The organism is Ectopseudomonas toyotomiensis, from assembly GCF_017167985.1.
In the GTDB taxonomy this organism is placed as follows: Bacteria; Pseudomonadota; Gammaproteobacteria; order Pseudomonadales; family Pseudomonadaceae; genus Aquipseudomonas; species Aquipseudomonas toyotomiensis.
Genome location: NZ_CP070505.1, coordinates 2,350,562 through 2,373,309, shown reverse-complemented (window position 1 = coordinate 2,373,309; position 22,748 = coordinate 2,350,562). Strand labels below are relative to the sequence as shown.

The following is a 22,748-nucleotide window of genomic DNA, read 5'->3' as shown; positions in this document are numbered from 1 at the left end:
CGCTGTCGTGCGGCCACTGACTCGATGACCAGGAGTGCCCATGTCGATGCCCGAATACCACATGTTCGCCGCTGCGCCCGCGCCGGTCGCACCGTTCTCCCACGCTTGCGAAGCCGATGGCTGGGTGTTCATCACCGGCCAGTTACCCATCGATCCGGGCAACGAAGCGGCGCCACTACCCGAGGGCATCGAGGCGCAAACCCACAAGACCTTCGACAACCTGCTGGTGGTGCTCAGCGGCCTCGGCCTGGGACTGGAAAACGTGGTCTCGGCGCGCGCGTTCCTCACTGACTTCCATGGCGATTACGAGCGCTTCAACGCGGTTTACGCCAGCTATTTCCCTGAAGGCAAACGCCCGGCGCGTACCTGCATCGGCACCACCGGGCTGGCGCGGCATGCGCTGGTGGAAATCGACTTTATTGCGCGCCGACCATAGGTTTACAAACCGCAGACGCTGCCGTCGCTACGCGGGTCCGCAGCGCCTTCGAGCACGCCGCTGGGGTGACGCAGCAACGCGCCGGCGTGGCCCATGGTGTCGCTGAAGGCTTCGTCCAGCACCTCGATCACATGGCCGGCGCCGCGCAACTGCTCGACCAGCTCGGCGGAGAAGCGATTCTCCAGCTTGAGGCTGGTGCTGACGTCGCCCCAGGTGCGTCCCAGCAACCAGCGTGGCGCGGTGATGGCGGCCTGCAGGTCGCTGCCCAGGCGATACCGGCTGAACAGCGCGGCCTGGGTTTGCGGCTGGCCTTCGCCGCCCATGGTGCCGTAGCTCAGCACGCGGCCGTCGTCGAACAGCGCCAGCGCCGGGTTGAGGGTGTGGAACGGCTTGCGTCCCGGTTCCAGGGCCTGCAGCGCGGCTGGGTCGAGGGAGAAGCTGATGCCGCGGTTCTGCCAGGCCACGCCGCTGGACGGCAGCACCATGCCAGAGCCGAACTCCCAGTACACACTCTGGATAAAGCTCACCGCGCGGCCTTCGCTGTCGATGCAGCCCATCCAGATGGTGTCGCCGGGGGAGGTCGGGCGCGGCCATTCCAGGGCGCTGTCAGGGTCGACCGCCGCCGCCAGAGCATCGAGGTTTTCCGGGGCGAGGAAGCCTTGCGGGTCGGCCGGCAAGCGGCGCGGGTCGGTGACCACACGATCACGAATCATGAATGCCTGCTTGGTCGATTCGACCAGGCCATGCACATGGGCGAAGCCTTCGGCCTCGGCGACCTTGAGGCGCTCGAACACGCCGAGGATCAGTAGCGAGGCCAGGCCCTGGGTTGGCGGTGGCATGTTGTACAGGGTGGCGTCGCCCAGACGCACCTGCAGCGGGGTAACCACCTGGGCCTGGTAGGCCTGCAGATCGGCCAGGCGCAGCGGGCTGCCCAGTTGTTCGAGCTCGGCAGCCATGCGCGTGGCCAGCTCACCTCGGTAGAAGTCATCCAGGCCTTTTTCTGCCAGGTGCGCCAGGGTGTCGCCCAAAGCCGTCTGCTTCATCAGGCTGCCTTCGGCAGGCACCTGACCGTTGTTCAGATAGACATCGGCGAAACCCGGCACGTCCTTGAGTTCATCGAACTTGACCCGCGTCAGATGCGCCTGGCTGCGGCTGACAACGATACCGTTGCGCGCCTGGCCAATAGCCTCGGCGAGCAAGTCGCGCAGCGGCAGCGGAGTGCCCCAGCCGGACGCCACTTCCAGAGCCTTGGCCCAGCCGCCGATGGTCCCGGCGACGGTAAGCGCCGCCGTCGGACCACGGCTGGGGATCGCCTCGAGACCAGCGTAGAACGCGCGATCAGCCAGGGCCGCGCTGCTACCGCAGGCGTCGATGGCCACCGGGGCCTTGCCCGGCTCGTGGATCAGCCAGAAGCCGTCACCGCCAATAGCGTTCATATGCGGATAGACCACGGCGATGCTGGCGGCCGCGGCGACCATGGCCTCGACGGCGTTACCGCCGGCCTTGAGCACGTCACGACCGGCCTGGGCGGCCAGGTGATGGGGGGCGACGAAAATACCGCGGGTGGCGTGGGTACTTTTCAGCATGGTCGATCCTCAGAGGGCAAAGGCGCCGAACAGCATGCGTACTGCTGTAAGGGCCAGAAACAGGGCGAACAGGCGGCGTAACAGGCGCGCGTTGATGGCATGAGCGATGCGTGCGCCCCAGGGCGCGGTGAGCATGGTCACCGGCACGATCATGGCCAGACCGAGCAGGTTGACGTAGCCCAGGGTGGCCGGTGGCAGGTTGTCCGCACCCAAGCCGTTGATCAGGTAGGCCAGGGCGCCGGGCAGGCTGATGACCACGCCCAGTGCGGCACCGGTGCCGACGGCAATGTGCATGGGCGTGCGGCAGGCATTGAGGATCGGCACGCTGAGGGTGCCGCCACCGATGCCCATCAGGGTCGACAGGCTGCCGATAAACACCCCGAGCACACCGGTACCGGCTGTGCCGGGCAGCCCGTCGCGCAGGCTCAGGTTGCGCTCGACCGCCATGTTCAGCGCCACCAGCAGGGCGATCACGGCGAAGATCGCCGCCAGCACCTGGCCACTGAGGTAGCCGCTTAGCAACGCACCGATCAGCACGCCAATCAGGGTGCCGGGGATCAGCGGCTTGAGCAGTTCCGGCTTGAGCCCGCCGCGCTTGTAGTGCGCCCGGGCGGAGATGATCGAGGTCGGCACGATGGCCGCCAGCGAGGTGCCGACAGCGACGTGCATGCGCACCTCGGGGTCGATACCGAGCAGGGTGAACAGGTGATACAGCACCGGCACGATGACGATACCGCCGCCGACGCCGAGCAGGCCGGCAAGGATGCCGGCCACCGCGCCGGTCAGCAGCAAGGCGCAGACCAGACCGGCCAGCCACAGCGGGCTGTAAGCAGAGAAAAAATCCATAGGCGTTCTCTTATGAGAGGGTTACCAGCCGATTGCCTTGGGCAACCAGGTGGCGAGCGTGGGGAAGGCGAACACCAGGGCCACGGCGAGCATCTGCAGAGCCACGAAGGGCAGTGCACCGATGTAGATGTCCTTGGTGCTGATGCCTGGTGGCGCTACGCCCTTGAGGAAGAACAGCGCCCAACCAAACGGTGGCGTGAGAAACGACATCTGCAGGTTCAGCGCCACCAGAATCGCCAGCCAGACCATGTCGGTGCCATAGCCCATGAATACCGGCAGGAACATCGGCAGGGCGATGTAGGAGATCTCGATCCACTCCAGAAAGAAACCGAGCACGAACAGCAGCACCATGAGAAACAGGATCGCGCCCAGTTCGCCGCCCGGCAGCAGGCTGAACAGATCATGCACCAGGGCTTCGCCGCCCAGGCCGCGGAAGGCCAGGGAGAACGGCTGCGAGCAGAGCAGGATGAGGAAGATCATCGCGCTGATGCTCAGGGTGCCGTGCAGGGTCTGCTTGAGGGTGTTGCGGTTCAGACGTCCGGCGCAGCCGGCGATGACCAGCGCGCCAAGGGCGCCAACGGAGGCTGCTTCGGTCGGTGCGGCCAGGCCGCCGATGATCGAGCCGAGCACACAGACCACCAGCAGCAGCGGCGGCAAGACCGATTTGGCGATGTTCTGCCACAGCTGTTTGCGGCTGATCAGCGCGCGCTCTTCGGCAGGAATCGCCGGCACCCACTGCGGGCGCAGCCAGCCGAGCAGCAGCATGTAGGCGATGTAGACGCCGGCCAGCATCAGGCTGGGAATAAAGGCGGCGGCGAAGATCGAACCCACCGACTCACCAAGAATATCCGCCAGCAGAATCAGCACCAGGCTCGGCGGAATGATCTGCCCCAGGGTGCCGGAGGCGCAGATGGTGCCGCAGGCCACGCTAGGTTTGTAGCCGCGGCGCAGCAGCACCGGCAGGGTCAGCAGGCCGATGGTCACCACGGTGGCACCAACGATACCGGTCGAGGCACCGAGCAGCACGCCGACCAGCACGATGGCCAGACCCATGCCGCCGTTGAGGCCACCCATGGCCTGGCCGACCGTCTCCAGCATGTCCTCGGCGACCCTGGATTTCTCCAGCATCACCCCCATGAAGGTAAACAGCGGAATCGCCAGCAACGTGTAGTTGCTGACCACGCCAAACATGCGCGCCGGTAGCAGGCTGAACAGCATCGGGCCGAAACCGATCAGGCCGGCGGCGAAACCGGACACAGCCAGGGAGATGGCCACCGGTACGCCGACCATCATCATCGAGAAAAAGGCGAGCACCATCAGAATTGCCAGCCATTCATTGGGGCTCATGGCAAGGCCTCCTCAGGTGTCGGGTTGGATGCGAGCAGGCCCTTGAGAGCACGCAGGGTGTCAGCAATGCCTTGCAGGGCAAACAGGGCAAAGCCCAGCGGCAGGAAGGCCTTGACCAGGAAACGATGGGGCAGGCCGCCGGGGTCCGGCGAGCCTTCGCCGATGGCGTAGGACTGCATCATGTAATGCCAGCAGACCCAGGCCAGGAACGCGCCGATCAGGCAGGTCGCCAGGGCACTGAACAGATCCACCGCAGCCTGGGTGCGCGGCTGGAATTTCTCGTAGATGAAGTCCACCCGCACATCGGCGCGGTGTTTCAACACGTAGGAGATGCCGAGCAGCGCGATGGGCGAAATCAGAAACCATTCAAGCTCCTGCAACGCCACCGGGCTCACGGAAAAGCCATAACGGATCAGCACGTTGGCCGATACCAACAGGACCAGCACCAGCACGCAGCTGCGTGCCAGAGCGCCCAGGGTCTCGACCAACTGCTCGATGCGGTTGATCACGGCATGCATCGCCTCACACCCCCAGGTCCATGAAGCCTTTCTCGCCGGTGGCCGACCAGGTGCTGTACTTCTTGCGGAACGCCATGAAGTGGTCATGCACCTTGCGTGTTGCCGGGTCGGCGGCAGCCATGCCGGCCAGGGTGTCGTTGGTGACCTCGCGCAGGCGGGTGATGATGTCGGTGGGCAGCGGTTTGGCGATCACACCTTCATTGGTCACCAAGTCTTCCAGGGCATCGGCGTTGACCGCGTCGGACCAGGCCAGGCTCTCGGCATTGCAGGCCTGGGCGCAGATGCGCACGATGGCTTGCAGGTCGGCCGGCAGGCTGTCCCAGGCCTTCTTGTTGATGATCAGCTCGGTGACGTTGGTCGGCTCGTGCCAGCCGGTGGTGTAGTAGTTCTTCGCGGCTTTATGCAGGCCCATGCGGCGGTCCTGATAGGGCCCGACGAATTCGGCAGCGTCGATCACTCCGCGCTCCAGCGCCGGGAAAATCTCGCCGCCGGGCAGCAGCCTTACCGCCACGCCCAGCTCGCTGTAGACCTTGCCGGCCAGGCCCGGGACACGCATTTTCAGGCCCTTGAGACTGTCGACATTTTCCAGTGGCTGACGGAACCAGCCGGTCATCTGGGTGCCGGTATTGCCCATGGGCATCGGCACCAGGCCATGAGGCTCGTAGAGTTCTTCCCAGAGTTGCAGCGCGCCGCCGTTGTACAACCAGGCGTTCATACCCTGGGTATTCATGCCGAAGGGCACGGCGGTGAAGAACTGCGCGGCGGGGATCTTGCCGGCCCAGAAGAAGGCGTTGGCGGCGTTCATTTCCACCATGCCGCTGGACACCGCATCGAAGCCTTCGAGCGCCGGGATCAGCTCGCCAGCAGCGAAATGCTGGATCTTCAGACGGCCATTGGACATGGCCTCGACGCGCTTGCAGAAATCGGTCGGGCTGCCTGGCCCCTGCACATAGAACGGCGAGCCGGGCGCGTAGGCGTTGGTCATCTTCCAGTTGAAGGTTTTCTCGCTGGCAGCGGCGATGCCCGAGGCACCCAGGGTCAGGCCTGCGCCTGCGGCAACGGCTCCAGCACCAAGGAATTTACGACGGTTAAGGCTCATGGGGCGGTCTCCAGTTACACAGTGGCTCCAATCGGCGCAATGGCCTATCGGATGTAAAGTGGTCTGGAAGCCCTAGAGCAACACGCGTGCCAGTAGAAAAATATATATAAATTATTGTTTTATAAGGATTTATTTATTTTTTGAAGAATATGGCCGTTAGCCAGACTGCACAAAAAATAAGCACCTCTGGGCTGTCGCTCGCGACGAATCGTCAATACGCTGCGGGGAATGAATACATTTGTCAGCAGTGCCAAACCATTTGCATACGATCGGTCCGCTGACCTTGCCTTCAACTGACGAATGTCAGTTATGCACTAGATGAGCGCACTGAGCGCTTTTTTAAGGCGCCGACGCCTTCAGAACAGTGAGAAATAACTCGATGTATCAGGATGTTACAGGCGGGCACCGCCGCGCCGGTGCTTCACCCGCGTCATCAGTGCCTTGCAGTCAACCGTGAGAATCTCCGGGTGGTTGAAGATATGCTCGCGCACGAAGGCATCGAAGGTCTCGTAGCTGTCGGTCAACGTGTGGATGTGCAGGCTTTTCAGGTCACTCATGATGTACAGGCTGACCACCTCCACGGTGGCCGAGAGTCGCTCGGCGACGGCTTCGATAGCATGCGGCGCGACAGTAAGATCGACGAAGGTGGAAATACCCTTGCCGAGCTTTTCCGGATTCACCACAGCGGTGAATTTCTCGATGACGCCGGTATCGACCAGAGCCTGTACCCGAGTGCGTGCGTGGGCTCTGGATATATTGAGCTGGCGAGCGATATCGGCAAAAGAGGTGCGCGAGTCCTTGATCAGGATATTCAGCAGGGCATTGTCGAGCTTGTTCATGGCTGTCAGCTTGAAGACGAGGGAGCACTGGCGATGCGCAATGCATGCCAACCTTCCTCTCTCGCCCCCACCTACAACAGCTTGCGGTACTGCACGAATCCCGAGCGCTCACCGATGCGCTCATACAGCAGCTTGGCCTGGCTGTTGCTCTCGTGAGTCAGCCAGTGCACCCGTGAACAGCCGGCAGCACGCGCCTGCTCGTAGACATGCTGGATCAGCTGACGACCAACGCCGCCACTGCGCTGGCCCTTGGCGACGAACAGGTCCTGCAGGTAGCAATAGTCGCCGGTGGTCCAGGTCGAGCGGTGGATGACCCAGTGCACCAGGCCAATGGCCTGGTCACCCTGCCAGGCCAGGGCGGCGCCCATGGGCTCGGCGGGGTCGAGAAAGCGCTGCCAGGTAACGGCGCTGGTCTCGGCTGGAATCTCGGTCATATAGAAGCGCTGGTAGCCCTGCCACAAGGGCAACCAGGCTGGGTGATCGGCAGCGACTACAGGGCGAATTTCGATGCTCATCGTCCTTCCTCTGTTCGGGCAGGTGGATCAGTCGCTCATCTCACCACAGAGATCGCGCGCCAGCCAGTGCTCAACCTCGGCTTGTGGCAAACCGGCGCCGAGCAGGGCGAACAGCTTGCCCAGTGCCGCCTCGCGGGTCATGCCGCCACAGGACACCAGGCCCACCTCGGCCAGACGGCTGCCGGCCGCATACACACCGAACTGCACATGGCCTTGCGGGCACTGGCTGATTGCTGCCAGCACCACGCCGCGCTGATGCGCTTCGCGCAGCACGCTCATCAATTGCGCATCGCCGGCCGGGCCGGTGCCACTGCCGTAGCACTCCAGCAGCAGCCCCTGCACGCCGCTGGCCAGCAGAGCTTGCAGTTGCCCGGCCTGCACCGCCGGATGCAGCGGCAGCACGGCAAGATTGACCGGCTGGCGCGGCTGGCGGAAGTCAATCCGCGCATCGACCATGGCTCGTTCGGCCTGACGCTGACGCGGCAGCACCTGGAAGGCGTCGAAGGCGTCGCTGCGCAATTTCGAGCAACGTGCGCCATGCAGCAGCTGGCCGTTGAAGTACAGATGCACGCCAGGTGCGACACCGCGATACAGCGCGCGCATGGCGCCGAACAGATTGGGCCAGGCATCGCCACCGACCACACCAGCCGGCTGCATGGCGCCGGTCAGCACCACCGGTACGTCGAGGCCGAGCAGCAGGAAGCTCAGCGCGGCGGCGCTGTAGGCCAGGGTATCGGTGCCATGCAGTACCAGCACGGCGTCGTGACCGTCGGCCTGCACGGCGGTGACGATCTCGTCACGCAGCGCCAGCCAGTGGCCGGTGTTCATGTTGGCGCTGTCGATCAGCGGCAGCAGCTCGCGAAAGCTCCACTGCGGCAGCTCGCTGGCGTTCTCGCTGGCTTGTTGGGTGCGCATGCGCGCCTCGAAACCCGAGGCCGGCGCCAGACCGTCTGCGCTCATCTGCATGCCGATGGTGCCGCCTGTGTACAGCACCAGTAGTCTTTCCGGGGTCGCCATGGGCTCTCCTCACAAATCACGGGCCTGCGCGACATTCACAACGTCGCTTACGACTGCCCGAACAATGGCTGCCAAAGCTGGCAGGCAAGAAAAAGGGGGCCTCGCCCCCTTCTTCCATCTGAGTCAGATCAACGCTGGTAGACGCGATCACCGATTTCCGCCTGATCGGCGGTTTTACCCGGCTGACTACCCCAGACGGCAGGGTCGAGGTCCAGATCAGCGAACTGCTTGGCGTCCAGCACCGGCGACTCAACACCCGCCTTGATCTGGCTATCGTAGTCGCGCATCAGACGCAGGCCCACCTTGAACAGCAACGCCAGGGCAATCAGGTTGGCGATGGCCAGCAGACCCATGGTCACGTCGGCGAAGGCGAACACGGTGCCCAGATCCTGCACCGAACCCCACAGCACCAGGCCAACCACCAGCACACGGTAGATCATCACCGGGCCGCGCTTCTGGCTGAAGAAGCCCAGGGCGTTCTCACCCAGGTAGTAGTTGTAGATCAGGGTGGTGAAGACGAACAGCAGCAGCGCCAGGCTGACGAACACCCGGCCCCACTCGCCGACCACGGCCGCAACGGCGCTCTGGGTCAGCACCACACCGGCCTGCTCCATGCCCGGCTGATACACGCCGGACAGCAGGATGATCAGCGCGGTGCAGCTGCACAGGATCAGGGTGTCGATGAACACGCTGAGCGACTGCACGATGCCCTGCGCAGCCGGGTGCTTGACCTCGGCGACCGCGGCTACGTTCGGCGCACTGCCCAGGCCGGCTTCGTTGGAGAACAGGCCGCGCTTGACGCCCATGATGATGGCCGCGCCGATACCACCAGCGAAGGCCGGCTCGAGGCCGAAGGCGCTCTTGAAGATCAGGGCGAAGGTGGCTGGAACTTCGGCGATGTTCAGACCGATCACCAGCAGCGCCATGGCCAGGTAGGAGAAGGCCATCACCGGCACCAGCACGTCGGCGAACTTGGCGATGCGCTTGATACCACCGAAGATGATCAGACCGATCACCACGGTCAGGGCAATGCCGCTGGCCAGGGTCGGGATGCCGAAGGTGTCGTGCAGCGAGCTGGCGACGGTGAACGACTGCACGGCGTTGAAGCCGAAACCGAAGGTCACCAGCAGCAGGATCGATACGACGATACCCAGCCAGCGCTGGCCGAGGCCGTGCTGAATGTAGAAGGCCGGGCCGCCACGGTAGCCGCCATCAGCCTCGCGACGCTTGTACAGCTGCGCCAACGAGCACTCGAAGTAGCTGGTGGCCATACCGACCAGGGCCACGATCCACATCCAGAAGATGGCGCCCGGGCCACCAAGCATGATCGCCACCGATACACCGGCGATATTGCCGGCGCCCACGCGGCCAGCCACCGACAGCATCAGCGCCTGGAACGAGCTGAGCTGGCCCGGCTGACGCTGGAATGCCTCGCTGAAGATACGGAACATGCTGCCGAAGTAGCGGAACTGGACGAAGCGTGAGGCGATGGTGAAGAACAGACCAAGGCCGATCAGCATCACGATCAGCAGCTTGCTCCAGATGAGGTCATTGAGAAGATCGAGCATGGAGGCTTTCTCTCTTGTTGTTCTGAATGGGAATGCGCCGCGCCGGGCGGGTGGCGCAATCTTTGGTGAAGGCGCCGTGCGGGACAATTTCGCAGGTCGCGGCGATCTGATGCGAGTTGATGCTAGAATCGCGTCATTCGCATCAGCTGGAGCGGCCATATGTCCGATTCCCTCGGCAGCAATCTGAAATTGCTTTGCAGCCATTACCGCTCGATTGCCGAGGTATGTCGCAAGCTGTCGATCAACCGCGCGCAGTTCAACCGCTACCTGGCCGGGCAGAGCCGACCGACCACGCACAACCTCAAGCGCATCTGCGATTTCTTCGGCGTAGAGCCCTTCGAGCTGGCCATGCCGGCCGAGCAGTTCACCCGCTTGATCGGCGCCCGCAGCGGCGATGCGCAGCAGCACAGCGGCAATGACCCACTGCTGGACCTGTTCGCCCCACTGCGCCGTCAGGCCAGCCCGATGGAGCGCTACTGCGGCTACTACTTCGAATACTCCAACTGCATGTCGGTACCGGGACACGTACTGCTGTCACTGGTGCACCTGCGCGAGGAGCGCGGCAACTACCTGTTCGAGCGCCAGGAACGCCAGGAGCGCCAGGAACCCACGCGTGGCGGCAGTGAGGACTGGGTGCGCTGTCGCTACCTGGGCACGGCGTTCTTCCTGCAGGACCGCCTGTTTCTGGTGGACTACGAGTCGCTCACCGGCAACGAGATGAGCCAGACCATCCTGATTCCCAGCTTCAAGAGCCGCATCATCCGCCTCAACGGCATCAAGACCGGCGTCTCCAGCGGCGACCGCCGCACGCCGGCCTGCACCCGCGTGGTCTGGCAATACCTGGGCAACGAGATCAACCGGGTCAACGCCTATCGCCAGTTGATGCTCTACGCCCCCGACGACCCGCGCATCGACGATGACATTCGTCAGCGCCTGGGCGGTGCGCAGCTGCGTGATGGGTTGTTCGAGATGGAGTAGGGCGTTACCCCCGCAGCGCCTCCAGGCGCTGCTTCTGCTGCCCCGCCTCGTCGAAGTTATACACAGCCAGCCAGCGCTCGAAGGCCTCGCGGCATGCCGGCCATTCCCCGTCGATAATGGAGAACCAGGCAGTGTCACGGTTGCGACCCTTGCGCACCATATGCTGACGGAACAGCCCTTCCTGAATGAAACCGAAGCGCTCGGCGGCGCGCAGCGAGCGGGCATTGGCCGCATCGCACTTCCATTCCAGGCGGCGATAACCGAGATCGTCGAAGGCGTGGCGCGCCAGCAGATAGACCGCCTCGGTCGCGCCTGGGGTGCGCTGCATCGGCGCGCCGAAGGCCACATGGCCAATTTCGATGCTGCCGTCCTGCGCGGTGATACGCAGGTAGCTGAACAGCCCCAGGGCGCGGTCGCTGGCCAGGTCGACCACCGCATAGAACAGCGGGTCGCGGCTCTGTGCATTGCCGGCCAGCCAGGCATCGAAGACGCCTCGCTCGGTGAAGGGGCCGTAGGGCAGATAATCCCACAGCGCCGGATCCGGCCCCTGCAGCGCGCGCCACAGATCATCGCCATGGCGCGTGACATCGAGTGCTTCGAGGCGCACGAAACGGCCTTGCAGCACACGCTGGTCCGGTGTTGGACGGGGTTGCCAGTGAGCGAGATCACGCGTCATCAGAAGAGCTTCCTGTATTGGATGAAACCGGAGCGGTCGCCGATGCGGTCGTAGAGCATACGCCCCTGGTAGTTGCTTTCCTGGGTCAGCCAATGCACGCGGCTGGCGCCAGCAGCGCGTGCCTCGGCGTAAACATGCTCGATCAGCGCGCGGCCGATGCCGCCACCGCGAATGTGCTCGGCGACGAACAGATCCTGCAGGTAGCAGTAGTCACCATTCGTCCAGCAACTGCGGTGATAGATGAAGTGCACCAGGCCTACCGCCTCGCCGTCCTGCCAGGCCAGGGCGGCGTGCATCGGCTCGGCCGGATCGAGAAAGCGCTGCCAGGTGAGGGCGCTGGTCTCTGCCGGGATCTCGGCCTGGTAGAAGCGCTGGTAAGCCTGCCAGAGCGGCAGCCAGGCGGCGTGATCAGCCGCGGTGACGGGGCGGATGTCGAGCATGATGGCCTTCCTTTGGTGATCAGTCGGTGTGATTCATTCGCGCCGCCAGTTCTTGGTCGCGCGGGTTGTTGGACGTTGCCAAGCCGGTACGCACGCCGGCCTGGTCGCTGGCTGAGCGGTTCTGGCTGAGCTTCCACTTGCCCTCAATTCGGCGTATCGGCAAAGCAAAACCGACAATGGCGCGCAACATGCTGTCGATGTAATCGCGTGGCGCATCGCTGACCGCCCATGGCTGCGCGCGGCCCCGTTCGTGGCGCTCGCTGAGGCGGCTGACCAGCTCGAGCAGGCGCTCGGGTTCGTCGAACACCTCGGCCTGACCCCAGGCGTGCACGGCGATGTAGTTCCAGGTCGGCACCACCTTGCCGTGCTCGGCCTTGGCTGGATACCAACCAGGGTGCACGTAGGCGTCCGGCCCATTGAACACCACCAGCGCCTCGGCCCCGTCGGCCAGATCGCGCCAGTGCGGATTGGCCCGGGCGAAGTGGCCGTAAAGGGTGCCGAACTCGCCCTCGCCAGGCTCGAGCAGCAGCGGCAGATGGCTGGCTTGAAGGCCCTGTGCGCCAGTGCTGGTCACGATGGCCAGTCCACTGGCCTGTATCTGCGCGTGCAGGCTGGGCAGATCGTTCTGGCGAAAGGCAGCGGGGCAGTACATGGCGGTTTCTCCTGGCGTGATGGAGCCATGCTAGGCAAGATATTGGCCTGACGTAAGATCCATTGTCGACGACTTCGATAGAGCCAATTTACCCATCATGAAACGCTCGCCTGCCCTGCCATTCGATCTTTCCGGCATTCATCTGCAGCCCGGCCAGGGGCTGGCGCGCCAGCTCTACCAGGCCTTGCGCGAACGCATCCTCGATGGCCGCCTGGCCAGTGGCACGCGCCTGCCGGCCAGCCGTGAGCTGGCCACCCTGCTCGGCATCTCGCGCAATACCGTGACCCGCGCCCTGGACCAGCTGTATGCCGAGGGCTATGTGGCCGGGCGGGTTGGCGATGGCACCTATGTCGCCGAGCTGGCGCGCAATCGGCCTGCTCCAGTGGCAGCCGTAGCCCCAGCAGCGGCCAGCCCGGCACTGCAGCTGTTGCAGAGCCACCATCTGGCGATGCCCACCGAGGGCGCACCGCGCGCCTTTCGCATCGGCGTGCCGGCTTTCGACCTGTTCCCCTTCAAGACCTGGGCACGCCTGCAAGCGCGCTTCTGGCGCAAACCTTCGCTGGCACGGCTGGGCTATGGCGACCCTGCCGGTGACATGCAGCTGCGCGAATTGATAGCCGCCTACCTGCGCACCAGCCGCGGCCTGACCTGCGAGGCGCAGCAGATATTGATCACCTGCGGCTCGCAGCAGGCCATCAGTCTCTGCGCTCAACTGCTGATTCAACCGGACGACCGCGTGGCCATCGAAAACCCCGGCTACCGCGCGGCCGGCCATGCCTTCGCCGTGGCCGGTGCGCAACTGTGCGGCATCACAGTGGATGGCGAAGGCCTGGACGTCACCGCCCTGCAGCGTGTGAACGATTGCCGGCTGGCCTATGTCACGCCCGCGCACCAGTACCCCTCCGGCGTCACCCTGTCGCTGCCCAGGCGCCTGGCCTTGCTGGAGTGGGCCAAGCGCGTCAACGGCTGGATCATCGAGGACGACTACGACGGCGAGTACCGCTACAGCGGCACCCCACTCGCGCCGCTGGCAGCGTTGGACGAGCAGCAACGGGTGATCTACATCGGCACCTTCGGCAAGCTCGCCTTCCCTGCGCTGCGCCTGGGCTATCTGGTGCTGCCGCCAGCGCTGGCCGAGCCCTTCGCGAGGCGCCAGGCGCTGGAGATACGCCATTCGGAGGTCGGCACCCAGGCGGTGATGGCCGAATTCATCGCTGCCGGGCATTTTCAGCGCCATATCCGGCGCATGCGTCAGGCGGCGCGCAGCCGCCGCGACGCCTTGCTCGCGGCGTGGCCGCAGGCGATTCCCGGATGCTCGCCGCTGCCGACGGTTGAGGCCGGTCTGCACCTGGCCATCAGGGTCGAGAGCCTGACCCGTGAACGTGAGCTGATCGGCGCCGCACGCGCAGCCGGCATCGAAATGAACCCCTTGAGCGACTACTGGCTGCCCGGCAGCGAAACGGCTGATGACGCCCGCGCCGGGCTGGTGCTGGGTTTTGCCGCGGTGCCCGAGGCGCAGATCGTCGAGGCGGTGCAGACGCTACGCCGAGCGTGGAGGCTGTAACACAGGCCAACCGGCGGCGCACCCTACGGCAGCCACCCTTGAATGGCAGGCAAAAAACTGCCGGGAGCAGTTTTTGACGTCGCTTGCGACGGCCCGAAGGGTGGCCGCCAGGGATGGCAGGCCACAAAAAAAGGGATGGCCGAAGCCATCCCTGAAGGTTGAGGCTGGTGAAGGCCTCCTATGAAAACGGTTGCTCAGGCAGCGTTGTCGCTGTTGTAGATCTCGCGATCCAGCTCCTTCTCGCTGCTGCCCACCAGGGTGGTGGTCATCAGGTCGCCGGCGACGTTCACCGTGGTGCGCGCCATGTCGAGGATGCGGTCGATACCGGCGATCAGCGCCACGCCTTCCAGCGGCAGGCCGACCGAGGTCAGCACCAGGCCGAGCATGATCAGGCCGGCACCCGGTACGCCAGCGGTGCCGACCGAAGCCAAGGTGGCGGTGAGGATGATCATCAGGTACTGGCCGGCATTCAGGTCGATGCCGAAGGCCTGGGCGATGAACAGTGCCAGCACGCCCTGGTAGATCGCGGTGCCGTCCATGTTGATGGTGGCGCCCACCGGCAGCACGAAGCCGGCCACGCCCTGCGACACACCGAGGTTCTTGCGCGCGCACTCGATGGACACCGGCAGGGTGCCGGAGCTGCTCGAGGTACTGAAGGCCACCGCCAGCGCCGGGGCGATGCCGCGGAAGAAACGCAGCGGGCTGAGGCGCGCCAGGCCGCCGATCAGGCCTCCGTAGACCAGCAGCATATGGGCGATGCTGGCCAGGTAGATCACCCCGATCACCCCGGCCAGTGGCAGCAATACCTCGATGCCGTGGGAAGCGACCACACCGGCGATCAGCGCGAACACGCCGATGGGGGCGAAGCGCATCACCAGGTCGGTGAGCTTGTAGAACACCTCGGCCAGGCTGTCGAAGAGACGTACCACCGGCGCAGCTTTTTCGCCGACCAGGTTCATGCTCACGCCCAGGGCGATGGCGAAGACGATGATCTGCAGGATGTTGCCTTCGGCGAAGGCCATCACCGGGTTGGTCGGCACCAGGCCCACCAGAATCTGCACCAGCGAGGGCGCCTGCTTGGCCTCTTCGCTGCCGCTGGCGACCATGTTCATGCCTTCGCCGGGGCTGAACAGGGTGCCGAATGCCAGGCCGATGCTCACCGCGAAGGCAGTGGTGATCAGGTAGATGGCGATGGTCTTGACGCTGATGCGACCGAGCTTGGCGCTGTCGCTCATGGCGGTGATGCCCGCCACCAGGGACACGAATACCAGCGGCACGATGAGCATCTTGATTGCATTGAGAAACAACGCGCCGACCGGCGCCAGTGCCAGGGCGAGACTCTTGAACAGCATGCCGACGACCACGCCGAGCACCAGGCCGACGAGAATCTGCTGCCACAAAGGCACGCGCGCAAGGAAGGAAGAGGAAGCGGTGTTGCTCTGACTCATGTGGTTGTACACCCGGATTGTCGTTGTTGTGGGGCCGTCTGCGCGGCCTTCAGCGGTGCCGCCCCATGAACAGGCTCGAGGGCGGAAATGAGCACGCCGCCCAGAGGGGCGGCGCGTGTCATTCGATCAATCAGCCCTGCAGCGGAACCAGGCGCGGGGCGATCATGTTCTCGGGGCGCAGGATGTCGGCCAGGGTGGCCTCGTCCAGCAGCTGCTCCTCGCGCACCAGCTCCAGCACGCCGCGCCCGCTTTCCAGGGCGACCTTGGCGATGCGGGTGGCGTTCTCGTAGCCGATGTAGGGGTTCAGCGCGGTGATCAGACCAATGGAGTTTTCCATCAGTTCACGGCAGCGCGCCTCGTTGGCGGTGATGCCGTCGATGCACAGCTCGCGCAGCATGTCCATGGCGCGGGTGAGCAGGCGGATCGAGTCGAAGATCTTGTAGGCGATCAGCGGCTCCATCACGTTCAGCTGCAGCTGGCCACCTTCGGCCGCCATGGTCAGGGCCAGGTCGTTACCGATCACTTCGAAGGCCACCTGATTGACTGCTTCGGGAATCACCGGGTTGACCTTGCCCGGCATGATCGAGCTGCCCGGCTGACGCGCCGGCAGGTTGATCTCGTTGATGCCGGTACGCGGGCCGCTGGAGAGCAGACGCAGGTCGTTGCAGATCTTCGACAGCTTGACTGCGGTGCGCTTGAGCATGCCGGAGAACAGCACGAAGGCGCCCATGTCGCTGGTGGCCTCGATCAGGTCGGCAGCCGGGGTCAGCGGGTGACCGCTGATGATGGCCAGGCGCTTGACCGCCAGGGCCTGGTATTTCGGGTCGGCGTTGATGCCGGTACCGATCGCGGTACCGCCCAGGTTGACTTCGGTGAGCAGGGTCGGCGCCAGCAATTTCAGGTGCTGTAGGTCTTCGCCGAGGGTGGTGGCGAAGGCGCGGAATTCCTGGCCGAGGGTCATCGGCACGGCGTCCTGCAGCTGGGTGCGGCCCATCTTCAGCACGTGGCCGAACTCCAGGCCCTTGGCGGCGAACGACTGGATCAGCTTGTCCAGCGCACCGAGCAGGCTGTCGTGGCCGAGCAGCAGGCCGAGGCGGATGGCGGTCGGGTAGGCGTCGTTGGTGGACTGCGCCATGTTCACGTCGTTGTTCGGGTGCAGGTGCTGGTACTGGCCCTTCTCATGACCCATGGCCTCGAGGGCGATGTTGGCGATCACCTCGTTGGCATTCATGTTGGTCGAGGTGCCGGCGCCGCCCTGAATCATGTCGACCACGAACTGCTCGTGGAACTCGCCCTGGATGATGCGTGCACAGGCGGTGCTGATCGCCGTGTGCTTGGTGGCGGACAGGTGGCCCAGCTCACGGTTGGCGTCCGCCGAGGCCTGCTTGACCATGGCCAGGCCGATCACCAGCTTCGGGTAGTGCGACAGCGGCACGCCGGACAGGCGGAAGTTCTGCACGGCGCGCAGGGTCTGGATGCCGTAATAGGCATCAGCAGGGACTTCGAGGGTGCCGAGCAGGTCTTTTTCGACGCGAACAGATGCAGCAGAGGACATGATAGAGATGACTCTTGGGAAATACGGCGAGTGCCGCGATGCCCATAGAATAGGAGCTCCGACCGTCTCGCTACCAATGCCGTTACTTGCTGCCCTATGCACAATCGGCATAATGTGGATGTGACTGCGGGATAGCGGCAAACGTAGGGTGGGTTAGCCGCATGCTGCCATTGCCGAACATCACGTCGTCCGAGACGCGGCGTAACCCACCATCGGCGCAACGATGATCCATCGCCTGGTGGGTTACGCGACGCACCATGGCAGCTGCTTCTGCCGAACCGTGTTCAGCGTCGCTAACCCACCCTACGCCTCGTGCAAGCCTCGGGAGCCTGCGATGAACCTGGAAACAAAATGGCTGGAAGATTTCGTCGCCCTGGCCGGCACCCGCAGCTTTTCCCAGGCGGCGGAAAAGCGCTTCGTCACCCAGCCGGCGTTCAGCAGACGAATCCGCAGCCTGGAAGCCATGCTCGGTCTGACCCTGGTCGACCGCTCCTGCACCCCCGTCGAACTGACCGAGGCCGGCCGGCTGTTTCTGGTCACCGCACGCAGCCTGGTCGAGCAGCTCGGCGAAGTGGTGCGCCACCTGCACAATCTGGAAGGCCAGCAGGGCGAAGTGCTGTCGATTGCTGCCGCGCACTCGCTGACCCTGGGCTTCTTCCCCGAGTGGATCGCCCGCCTGCGCCGCGAGGGCCTGCCACTGACCACGCGGCTGGTGGCGACCAACGTCGGCGAAGCGGTGCATTCACTGCGTGAAGGTGCCTGCGACCTGATCCTCGCCTACTACGATCCCGACGCGGCGCTGCAGATGGACCCGGCGATCTTCCCCTCGCTGCACCTGGGCGCGACCTCGATGTTGCCGGTATGCGCGGTCAACGAGTCCGGCGCGCCGCTGTACGACCTCGACGGCGGGCAAAGCGTGCCCTTGCTGGCCTACAGCGCCGGTGCCTTCCTCGGTCGCTCGGTCAACCTGCTGCTACGCCAGCGCGCGCTGCGCTCGACCACGGTGTACGAAACCGCCATGGCCGACAGCCTCAAAAGCATGGCCCTGCAAGGCATGGGCGTGGCCTGGGTGCCACGGCTGTCGGTGACGGCGGAGCTGGGCCGTGGCGAGCTGGCGATCTGCGGCGGCGAACACTGGCAGATCCCGCTGGAAATCCGCCTGTACCGCTGCGCCCTGGTGCGCAAGGCGGCGGTGCGTTTGCTGTGGCGCAAGCTGGAGGGTGGCCTGGCCATGTAGATGAGCGGCGGGAGCCGGATAGCTGGTGCGCGCGGCGCACCCTACGGCATGGCGCCTAGGTCGCGGCATCACGCTCTCGTAGGGTGTCGCGGGGCCGCCTAGGCCATGCGCACCGCAGGCGACAGGGATGCTCGCCCCAGACTACGCCGCCGTGCAGGCGGAACCTGCCGCAGCGCCCAACTGGCCATCCAGAAACTCCAGCACCCGCCGCGCATAAGCCTCCGGCTGGGCGATATAAGCCAGGGTATGGTCGGCGCCCGGCACCTGCCAGAGCTCGCAGTGGGTGGCAGCGGTGAGCGCCGCGTGCAGTTGCTGGCCGTCCTCGAGTGGGGTGTGGCGATCCTCCTCGCCGTAGATCAGCAGCAGCGGCGGGCGACCGACCAGGCGCTGCGCGGCATGCAGAGGACGCAGGCGACGTTCGCCGGCCGGATAGACCAGGCGGCTGAGCTGGATGCCCAGGCGCGGCAGCGGATAGGGCCGCCAGAAGTGCAGCAGGGTGGGGAAGGCCGACTCCAGTACCGCCGCCTTGAACGGGTGCTGCGCCAGCGCCAGGGCGCACAGGCCCATGGCCGCGCCCATTGAGGCGCCTAGCAGCGCCACCGGTAGATCCGGGTAGCGCGCCTGCAGCGTCTGCCCGGCGGCGAGCACGTCGAGCGGGTAGTCCATGGTGGTGGAGCTGCTCTCGCCGAAGCCGTTGAGGTCGAACAGCATCACGTGATAACCGGCCGCGCGCAGCAGCTCGGCATGTCCGTGCTTGAGCCAGAAGCCCTTGGCCGCGGTGCCCATCGGGTGGCACAGCAGCACCGCACCGCGCACCTGCCCCGCGCGCGCCTCACCCAGCAGCGCGGCCAGGCTGGCCCCCGATTCGCTGGTCAGCGACAGGCGCTGCCAGCGTGCCGCATCGACCTGCTCGGGCCAGCGCCAGGGCTTCATGAAGCGCCCGAAAAAAGGTTTTTTGAAGAGCCGGTAGGCTGTATGTTTCATCGCCGCTGTTCTCCTGCCTGATGGGTCGCGGGCCGCCAGTGGCGCCCGGGTGAGGCCATGCTAGGAAGCGCAGCGGTGCCCCACCATGGGCAAAAACGACCAATAACAGGCGGATAATTCCGCCAGCGGGGCGGGAAGGATGAAGGTCACGGTGGTGATGGCCGAGCGCTGTTCGGCCACCAGCGTCTCGGCGGCGCTGGAGTTTCTCGAATGCGCCAACGTGCTGCAGCGCTTTCTCACCGGCGACCCGGCGGCGACGCCGTTCGAGGTGCACAGCGCCTCCCTCGACGGCGCCCCCGTCGAGTGCACCGGCGGCCTGCGCCTGACCCCGCAGCGGGCGCTGAGCGAGGTGCCGCACAGCGATCTGGTGATAGTGCCCGGCTTCATGTTCAACATCCTCGGCGTGCTGCCGGCCCTGGAGCCGCTGAGCGCCTGGCTGCGCGAGCGCCATGCGCAGGGCAGCTACATCGCCAGCATGTGCACCGGCACCTTCGTCACCGCCCAGGCCGGCTTGCTCGACGGTCGCCGCGCCACCACCCACTGGATCTTCAGCGAGCAGTTCGCCCGGCGCTTTCCTCGGGTACTGCTGCAGGCCGAACGCAGCGTCACCGACGACGGCCAACTGCTGTGCTCGGCCGGCTCCACCACCGGCAGCGACCTGCTGCTGCACATCATCCGCCGCTTCGCCTCGCCGCAGCTGGCCATCGAGTGCTCAAAGAAGCTCCTGGTCGACAGCGCCGAGCGCCTGCAGACGCCCTACATGAGTGCCTCGTTCAACAAGGCGCATCAGGACGCCGAGGTGCTCAAGGTGCAGATCTGGCTGGAGAAGCACAGCGCCGAGCGCATCGGCCTCGACGAGGTCGCCACGCGCTTCGCCCTGAGCCCGCGCAATCTGATCCGCCGCTTCAAGGACGCCACCGGGCAGACGCCGGTGCAGTACCTGCAGAACCTGCGCCTGGAGCGGGCCAAGCACCTGCTGGAGGCCAGCCAGGAGAACTTCGAGCGCATCACCCAACAAGTCGGCTACGAGGACGGCAGTTCCTTCCGCCGCTTGTTCAAGGAACGCGTCGGCCTGTCGCCGGGCGCCTACCGGCGGCGCTTCAATCGGCCGACCTGAACGCCCCGCCAGTGGGGCGCCCGACCACCGTTCACTTGCCCGACTTGATCGACGTCCAGGCCCGCGTACGCACTCGCTCGATCTTCTGCGGCAACGGCTGCACCACATACAGCGACTTCTGCAGCTCCGGGGTCGGGGTCAGGTCGTGGTCGTCGGCGATTTCCGCGCCCACCAGTTCCATGCCCGGCACGTTAGGGTTGGGGTAGCCGAGGAAGTCGCTGATCGGCGCGATCACCTTGGGTTCGAGCAGGTGGTTGATGAAGGCGTGGGCTTCGTCCGAATTCTTGGCGCTCTTGGGGATGGCCCAGGTATCGAACCAGATCGGTGCGCCTTCCTTGGGCAGGCGCCAGTTGATCACCACGCCGTTGCCGGCTTCCTTGGCGCGGTTGGCGAACTGGTAGAAGCTGCCGGAATAGCCGATGGCCACGCAGATGTCGCCGTTGGCGATGTCGGTCATGTACTTGGCCGAATGGAAGTAGGCCACGTACGGGCGCACCTTGAGCAGCAGTTCGGTGACCTTGTCGTAGTCGGCCGGGTTGGCGCTGTTGGGGTCCAGGCCCAGGTAGTGCAGGGCGATGGGGATGATCTCGGTGGGCGAGTCGAGCATGGCCACGCCGCAGGATTTCAGCTTCTCCATGTACTCGGGCTTGAACACCAGGTCCCAGCTGTTCACCGGCGCATCGTCACCGAGCGCGGCCTTGACCTTGTCCGGGTTGTAGCCGATCAGCACGGTGCCGTACATGTAGGGCACGCCGTACTGATTGCCCGGGTCGTTCTTCTCCAGCAGGCCGAGCAGCACCGGGTCGAGGTTCTTCCAGTTGGGCAGCTTGGACTTGTCCAGCGGGGCGAATACGCCTGCCTTGATCTGGGTTTCGAGGAACTGGTTGGACGGGATCACCAGGTCATAGCCGGAGTTGCCGGTCAGCAGCTTGGCCTCCAGCGCCTCGTTGGTCTCGAAGGTGTCCCAGGTGATCTGGATGCCGGACTCCTTCTGAAAGTCCTTGGGCACCTCCGGGAGGATGTAGTCGGCCCAGTTGTATACGCGCAACTCCTTGGCCTGCACCGCGCCGCTGAGTAGGGTGGCGCCGCACAGGGCGGCGCCGAGCATCTGTTTGATGGCTTTCATCGTTTCTCACCCCTGAAATGTTGCTCTTGTTTGGCAGATTGATCGCCGATCAGGCGCCCTCGAAGCCTTCCAGCACGTTGACCGCGTTGACGCCGATGGCCTCCACGGCGTAGCCGCCTTCCATGATGAACAGCGTCGGCAGGCCCAGCGCGGCGATACGCCGGCCCATGGCCAGGTAATCCGGGCTGTCGAGCTTGAACTGCGAGATCGGGTCTTCCATGTAGGTGTCCACGCCCAGCGACACCACCACGACTTCCGCGCCGTAGTCGGCGATGCGCTGGCAGGCCTGCTCCAGCGCCGCGCTCCAGGCCTCCCAGGAGCTGCCCATCGGCAATGGGTAGTTGAAGTTGCAGCCCTCGCCAGCCCCTTCGCCCAGTTCGTCGGCATAACCGAGAAAGAACGGGAATTCCTCGGCCGGGTCGCCGTGGATCGAGGCGAACAGCACGTCGCTGCGCTGGTAGAAGATGTCCTGGGTGCCGTTGCCGTGGTGGTAGTCGACATCGAGGATGGCGACTTTCTTGCGGCCCTGGTCGAGGAAGGCCTGGGCAGCGATGGCGGCATTGTTCAGGTAGCAGTAGCCACCCATCAGGTCGCCGGCGGCGTGGTGGCCTGGCGGACGGCACAGGGCGAAGGCGCTGTGGGCACCGTTGGCAATCTCCTGCTGGGCGCTTAGCGCGACTTGGGCAGCGCTGTAGGCGGCCTGCCAGGTGCCGGCAGTGATCGGCGCGCCACCATCGAAACTGTAGTAGCCAAGCTGGCCGTGCAGGTCGTTGGGGATCATCCGCCGCAGGGTACGTGCCGGCCAGGTGAACGGCAGCAGGTCACCCTTGCCGCCCTGCTCCTGCCAGCGAGCCCAGGCGCCCTTGAAGAATTCCAGGTAGGCCTTGCTGTGGATCCGCTCGATGGGCGCCAGGCCGAAATCCTTGGGCGCGCGGACTTCGCCGAGCTGGCGAGCCTTGACGCGCGCAAGGATATGGTCGGCGCGCTGCGGCTTCTCGAAGCAGGGCATCAGTTGCCCGTCGATCAACTCGCATTTGCCATGGTGCAGGTGGTGGTCATCGCTGTAGTAGGTGAGCATGCAAAGCGCTCCAGGCTCGTTGTTGTGCCTGCATTGTTCGCCCGCTGGCAGCGAATCGAGAACGCTGGCAACGGCCAAAAGGGGATCGAAATGGCCAAAAAATGGCCGAGAGCGATTTTTTA

22 protein-coding genes are annotated in these 22,748 nt (G+C 64.9%); 5 read left to right on the top strand and 17 right to left on the bottom strand.

The features are described from left to right. Window positions 1–40 precede the first annotated feature (40 nt). Window positions 41–436 carry a RidA family protein gene (locus JWV26_RS10915; protein WP_072423686.1) on the top strand — a complete coding sequence of 132 codons (396 nt, stop codon included), beginning with the start codon at window positions 41–43 and terminating at the stop codon, window positions 434–436. A gap of 2 nt (window positions 437–438) precedes the next feature. Here JWV26_RS10915 and JWV26_RS10910 read toward each other — a convergent pair whose 3' ends face one another. The 9 genes from JWV26_RS10910 to JWV26_RS10870 form a co-directional block, all read right to left on the bottom strand. Continuing rightward, complete coding sequence (locus JWV26_RS10910) at window positions 439–2,022, bottom strand: gamma-glutamyltransferase family protein (RefSeq protein ID WP_206419047.1); 1,584 nt, start codon at window positions 2,020–2,022, stop codon at window positions 439–441. 9 nt (window positions 2,023–2,031) lie between these two features. After that, window positions 2,032–2,868, bottom strand: coding sequence for a sulfite exporter TauE/SafE family protein (locus JWV26_RS10905; RefSeq protein ID WP_206419046.1), 837 nt, complete (start codon window positions 2,866–2,868; stop codon window positions 2,032–2,034). Between the two features lie 21 nt (window positions 2,869–2,889). Further along, the gene (locus JWV26_RS10900; protein WP_072423689.1) at window positions 2,890–4,215 is read right to left on the bottom strand and encodes a TRAP transporter large permease; all 1,326 of its coding nucleotides are present in this window, start codon (window positions 4,213–4,215) and stop codon (window positions 2,890–2,892) included. Next, entirely contained in the window at window positions 4,212–4,733 is a 522-nt protein-coding gene (locus JWV26_RS10895; RefSeq protein ID WP_072423690.1) for a TRAP transporter small permease subunit, read from the bottom strand. The genes JWV26_RS10900 and JWV26_RS10895 overlap by 4 nt, the downstream gene beginning before the upstream one ends. A 4-nt stretch (window positions 4,734–4,737) precedes the next feature. Then, a complete protein-coding gene (locus JWV26_RS10890; protein WP_206419045.1) occupies window positions 4,738–5,832 on the bottom strand; it encodes a TRAP transporter substrate-binding protein in 1,095 nt (364 codons plus the stop codon). Window positions 5,833–6,224: 392 nt separating this feature from the next. Further along, window positions 6,225–6,671, bottom strand: coding sequence for an Lrp/AsnC family transcriptional regulator (locus JWV26_RS10885; RefSeq protein ID WP_017676395.1), 447 nt, complete (start codon window positions 6,669–6,671; stop codon window positions 6,225–6,227). 71 nt (window positions 6,672–6,742) lie between these two features. Continuing rightward, window positions 6,743–7,186, bottom strand: a complete 444-nt coding sequence (locus JWV26_RS10880) for a GNAT family N-acetyltransferase (protein ID WP_074915440.1) — start codon at window positions 7,184–7,186, stop codon at window positions 6,743–6,745. A 27-nt stretch (window positions 7,187–7,213) separates the two neighbouring features. After that, window positions 7,214–8,203, bottom strand: coding sequence for an asparaginase (locus JWV26_RS10875; RefSeq protein ID WP_206419044.1), 990 nt, complete (start codon window positions 8,201–8,203; stop codon window positions 7,214–7,216). 128 nt (window positions 8,204–8,331) lie between these two features. Further along, the gene (locus tag JWV26_RS10870; RefSeq protein WP_072423694.1) at window positions 8,332–9,771 is read right to left on the bottom strand and encodes an alanine/glycine:cation symporter family protein; all 1,440 of its coding nucleotides are present in this window, start codon (window positions 9,769–9,771) and stop codon (window positions 8,332–8,334) included. Between the two features lie 159 nt (window positions 9,772–9,930). Here JWV26_RS10870 and JWV26_RS10865 point away from each other — a divergent pair, with 159 nt between their 5' ends. Next, complete coding sequence (locus JWV26_RS10865) at window positions 9,931–10,749, top strand: helix-turn-helix domain-containing protein (RefSeq protein ID WP_072423695.1); 819 nt, start codon at window positions 9,931–9,933, stop codon at window positions 10,747–10,749. 4 nt (window positions 10,750–10,753) lie between these two features. Here the strand turns inward: JWV26_RS10865 and JWV26_RS10860 are convergent, their stop codons facing one another. The 3 genes from JWV26_RS10860 to JWV26_RS10850 are packed head-to-tail and all read right to left on the bottom strand — an operon-like array spanning window position 10,754 to window position 12,517. Next, entirely contained in the window at window positions 10,754–11,425 is a 672-nt protein-coding gene (locus JWV26_RS10860) for a GNAT family N-acetyltransferase (RefSeq protein WP_206419043.1), read from the bottom strand. Beyond that, window positions 11,425–11,865: a GNAT family N-acetyltransferase gene (locus tag JWV26_RS10855; protein ID WP_206419042.1), complete on the bottom strand. Its 441-nt coding sequence runs from the start codon at window positions 11,863–11,865 to the stop codon at window positions 11,425–11,427. The genes JWV26_RS10860 and JWV26_RS10855 overlap by 1 nt, the downstream gene beginning before the upstream one ends. Before the next feature lie 19 nt (window positions 11,866–11,884). Further along, entirely contained in the window at window positions 11,885–12,517 is a 633-nt protein-coding gene (locus tag JWV26_RS10850; protein ID WP_074915449.1) for an FMN-binding negative transcriptional regulator, read from the bottom strand. A gap of 97 nt (window positions 12,518–12,614) precedes the next feature. Between JWV26_RS10850 and pdxR the strand changes: the two genes are divergently transcribed. Continuing rightward, on the top strand, window positions 12,615–14,081 hold the full coding sequence (gene pdxR, locus JWV26_RS10845) for a MocR-like pyridoxine biosynthesis transcription factor PdxR (RefSeq protein WP_206419041.1): 1,467 nt from the start codon (window positions 12,615–12,617) through the stop codon (window positions 14,079–14,081). A 194-nt stretch (window positions 14,082–14,275) separates the two neighbouring features. Here pdxR and JWV26_RS10840 read toward each other — a convergent pair whose 3' ends face one another. After that, window positions 14,276–15,529, bottom strand: a complete 1,254-nt coding sequence (locus tag JWV26_RS10840; RefSeq protein WP_079785354.1) for a dicarboxylate/amino acid:cation symporter — start codon at window positions 15,527–15,529, stop codon at window positions 14,276–14,278. A 130-nt stretch (window positions 15,530–15,659) separates the two neighbouring features. Continuing rightward, complete coding sequence (aspA, locus tag JWV26_RS10835; RefSeq protein ID WP_206419040.1) at window positions 15,660–17,084, bottom strand: aspartate ammonia-lyase; 1,425 nt, start codon at window positions 17,082–17,084, stop codon at window positions 15,660–15,662. A 334-nt stretch (window positions 17,085–17,418) separates the two neighbouring features. Between aspA and JWV26_RS10830 the strand changes: the two genes are divergently transcribed. Next, window positions 17,419–18,321 (top strand): LysR substrate-binding domain-containing protein, encoded by a 903-nt coding sequence (locus JWV26_RS10830; RefSeq protein WP_072423701.1) that lies wholly within the window; start codon window positions 17,419–17,421, stop codon window positions 18,319–18,321. A gap of 141 nt (window positions 18,322–18,462) precedes the next feature. Here JWV26_RS10830 and JWV26_RS10825 read toward each other — a convergent pair whose 3' ends face one another. Then, window positions 18,463–19,254: an alpha/beta hydrolase family protein gene (locus tag JWV26_RS10825; protein ID WP_239692298.1), complete on the bottom strand. Its 792-nt coding sequence runs from the start codon at window positions 19,252–19,254 to the stop codon at window positions 18,463–18,465. Window positions 19,255–19,444: 190 nt separating this feature from the next. Here JWV26_RS10825 and JWV26_RS10820 point away from each other — a divergent pair, with 190 nt between their 5' ends. Further along, on the top strand, window positions 19,445–20,422 hold the full coding sequence (locus JWV26_RS10820; RefSeq protein ID WP_072423703.1) for a GlxA family transcriptional regulator: 978 nt from the start codon (window positions 19,445–19,447) through the stop codon (window positions 20,420–20,422). A 31-nt stretch (window positions 20,423–20,453) separates the two neighbouring features. Here the strand turns inward: JWV26_RS10820 and JWV26_RS10815 are convergent, their stop codons facing one another. Together JWV26_RS10815 and JWV26_RS10810 are read right to left on the bottom strand one after the other, a co-directional pair. After that, window positions 20,454–21,548 carry a polyamine ABC transporter substrate-binding protein gene (locus JWV26_RS10815; RefSeq protein ID WP_072423704.1) on the bottom strand — a complete coding sequence of 365 codons (1,095 nt, stop codon included), beginning with the start codon at window positions 21,546–21,548 and terminating at the stop codon, window positions 20,454–20,456. A 49-nt stretch (window positions 21,549–21,597) separates the two neighbouring features. Next, complete coding sequence (locus JWV26_RS10810) at window positions 21,598–22,626, bottom strand: histone deacetylase family protein (RefSeq protein ID WP_072423705.1); 1,029 nt, start codon at window positions 22,624–22,626, stop codon at window positions 21,598–21,600. Window positions 22,627–22,748 lie beyond the last annotated feature (122 nt).

Coding starts and splice junctions, on each gene's coding strand:
- JWV26_RS10895 (WP_072423690.1), bottom strand. CDS start 4,733: ATGCATGCCGTGATCAACCGCATCGAGCAGTTGGTCGAGACCCTGGGC.
- JWV26_RS10915 (WP_072423686.1), top strand. CDS start 41: ATGTCGATGCCCGAATACCACATGTTCGCCGCTGCGCCCGCGCCGGTC.
- JWV26_RS10900 (WP_072423689.1), bottom strand. CDS start 4,215: ATGAGCCCCAATGAATGGCTGGCAATTCTGATGGTGCTCGCCTTTTTC.
- JWV26_RS10810 (WP_072423705.1), bottom strand. CDS start 22,626: ATGCTCACCTACTACAGCGATGACCACCACCTGCACCATGGCAAATGC.
- JWV26_RS10910 (WP_206419047.1), bottom strand. CDS start 2,022: ATGCTGAAAAGTACCCACGCCACCCGCGGTATTTTCGTCGCCCCCCAT.
- JWV26_RS10885 (WP_017676395.1), bottom strand. CDS start 6,671: ATGAACAAGCTCGACAATGCCCTGCTGAATATCCTGATCAAGGACTCG.
- JWV26_RS10815 (WP_072423704.1), bottom strand. CDS start 21,548: ATGAAAGCCATCAAACAGATGCTCGGCGCCGCCCTGTGCGGCGCCACC.
- JWV26_RS10860 (WP_206419043.1), bottom strand. CDS start 11,425: ATGACGCGTGATCTCGCTCACTGGCAACCCCGTCCAACACCGGACCAG.
- JWV26_RS10840 (WP_079785354.1), bottom strand. CDS start 15,529: ATGAGTCAGAGCAACACCGCTTCCTCTTCCTTCCTTGCGCGCGTGCCT.
- JWV26_RS10890 (WP_206419045.1), bottom strand. CDS start 5,832: ATGAGCCTTAACCGTCGTAAATTCCTTGGTGCTGGAGCCGTTGCCGCA.
- JWV26_RS10875 (WP_206419044.1), bottom strand. CDS start 8,203: ATGGCGACCCCGGAAAGACTACTGGTGCTGTACACAGGCGGCACCATC.
- JWV26_RS10870 (WP_072423694.1), bottom strand. CDS start 9,771: ATGCTCGATCTTCTCAATGACCTCATCTGGAGCAAGCTGCTGATCGTG.
- JWV26_RS10855 (WP_206419042.1), bottom strand. CDS start 11,865: ATGCTCGACATCCGCCCCGTCACCGCGGCTGATCACGCCGCCTGGCTG.
- JWV26_RS10865 (WP_072423695.1), top strand. CDS start 9,931: ATGTCCGATTCCCTCGGCAGCAATCTGAAATTGCTTTGCAGCCATTAC.
- JWV26_RS10820 (WP_072423703.1), top strand. CDS start 19,445: ATGAAGGTCACGGTGGTGATGGCCGAGCGCTGTTCGGCCACCAGCGTC.
- JWV26_RS10830 (WP_072423701.1), top strand. CDS start 17,419: ATGAACCTGGAAACAAAATGGCTGGAAGATTTCGTCGCCCTGGCCGGC.
- JWV26_RS10905 (WP_206419046.1), bottom strand. CDS start 2,868: ATGGATTTTTTCTCTGCTTACAGCCCGCTGTGGCTGGCCGGTCTGGTC.
- pdxR (WP_206419041.1), top strand. CDS start 12,615: ATGAAACGCTCGCCTGCCCTGCCATTCGATCTTTCCGGCATTCATCTG.
- JWV26_RS10850 (WP_074915449.1), bottom strand. CDS start 12,517: ATGTACTGCCCCGCTGCCTTTCGCCAGAACGATCTGCCCAGCCTGCAC.
- JWV26_RS10880 (WP_074915440.1), bottom strand. CDS start 7,186: ATGAGCATCGAAATTCGCCCTGTAGTCGCTGCCGATCACCCAGCCTGG.
- aspA (WP_206419040.1), bottom strand. CDS start 17,084: ATGTCCTCTGCTGCATCTGTTCGCGTCGAAAAAGACCTGCTCGGCACC.
- JWV26_RS10825 (WP_239692298.1), bottom strand. CDS start 19,254: ATGAAGCCCTGGCGCTGGCCCGAGCAGGTCGATGCGGCACGCTGGCAG.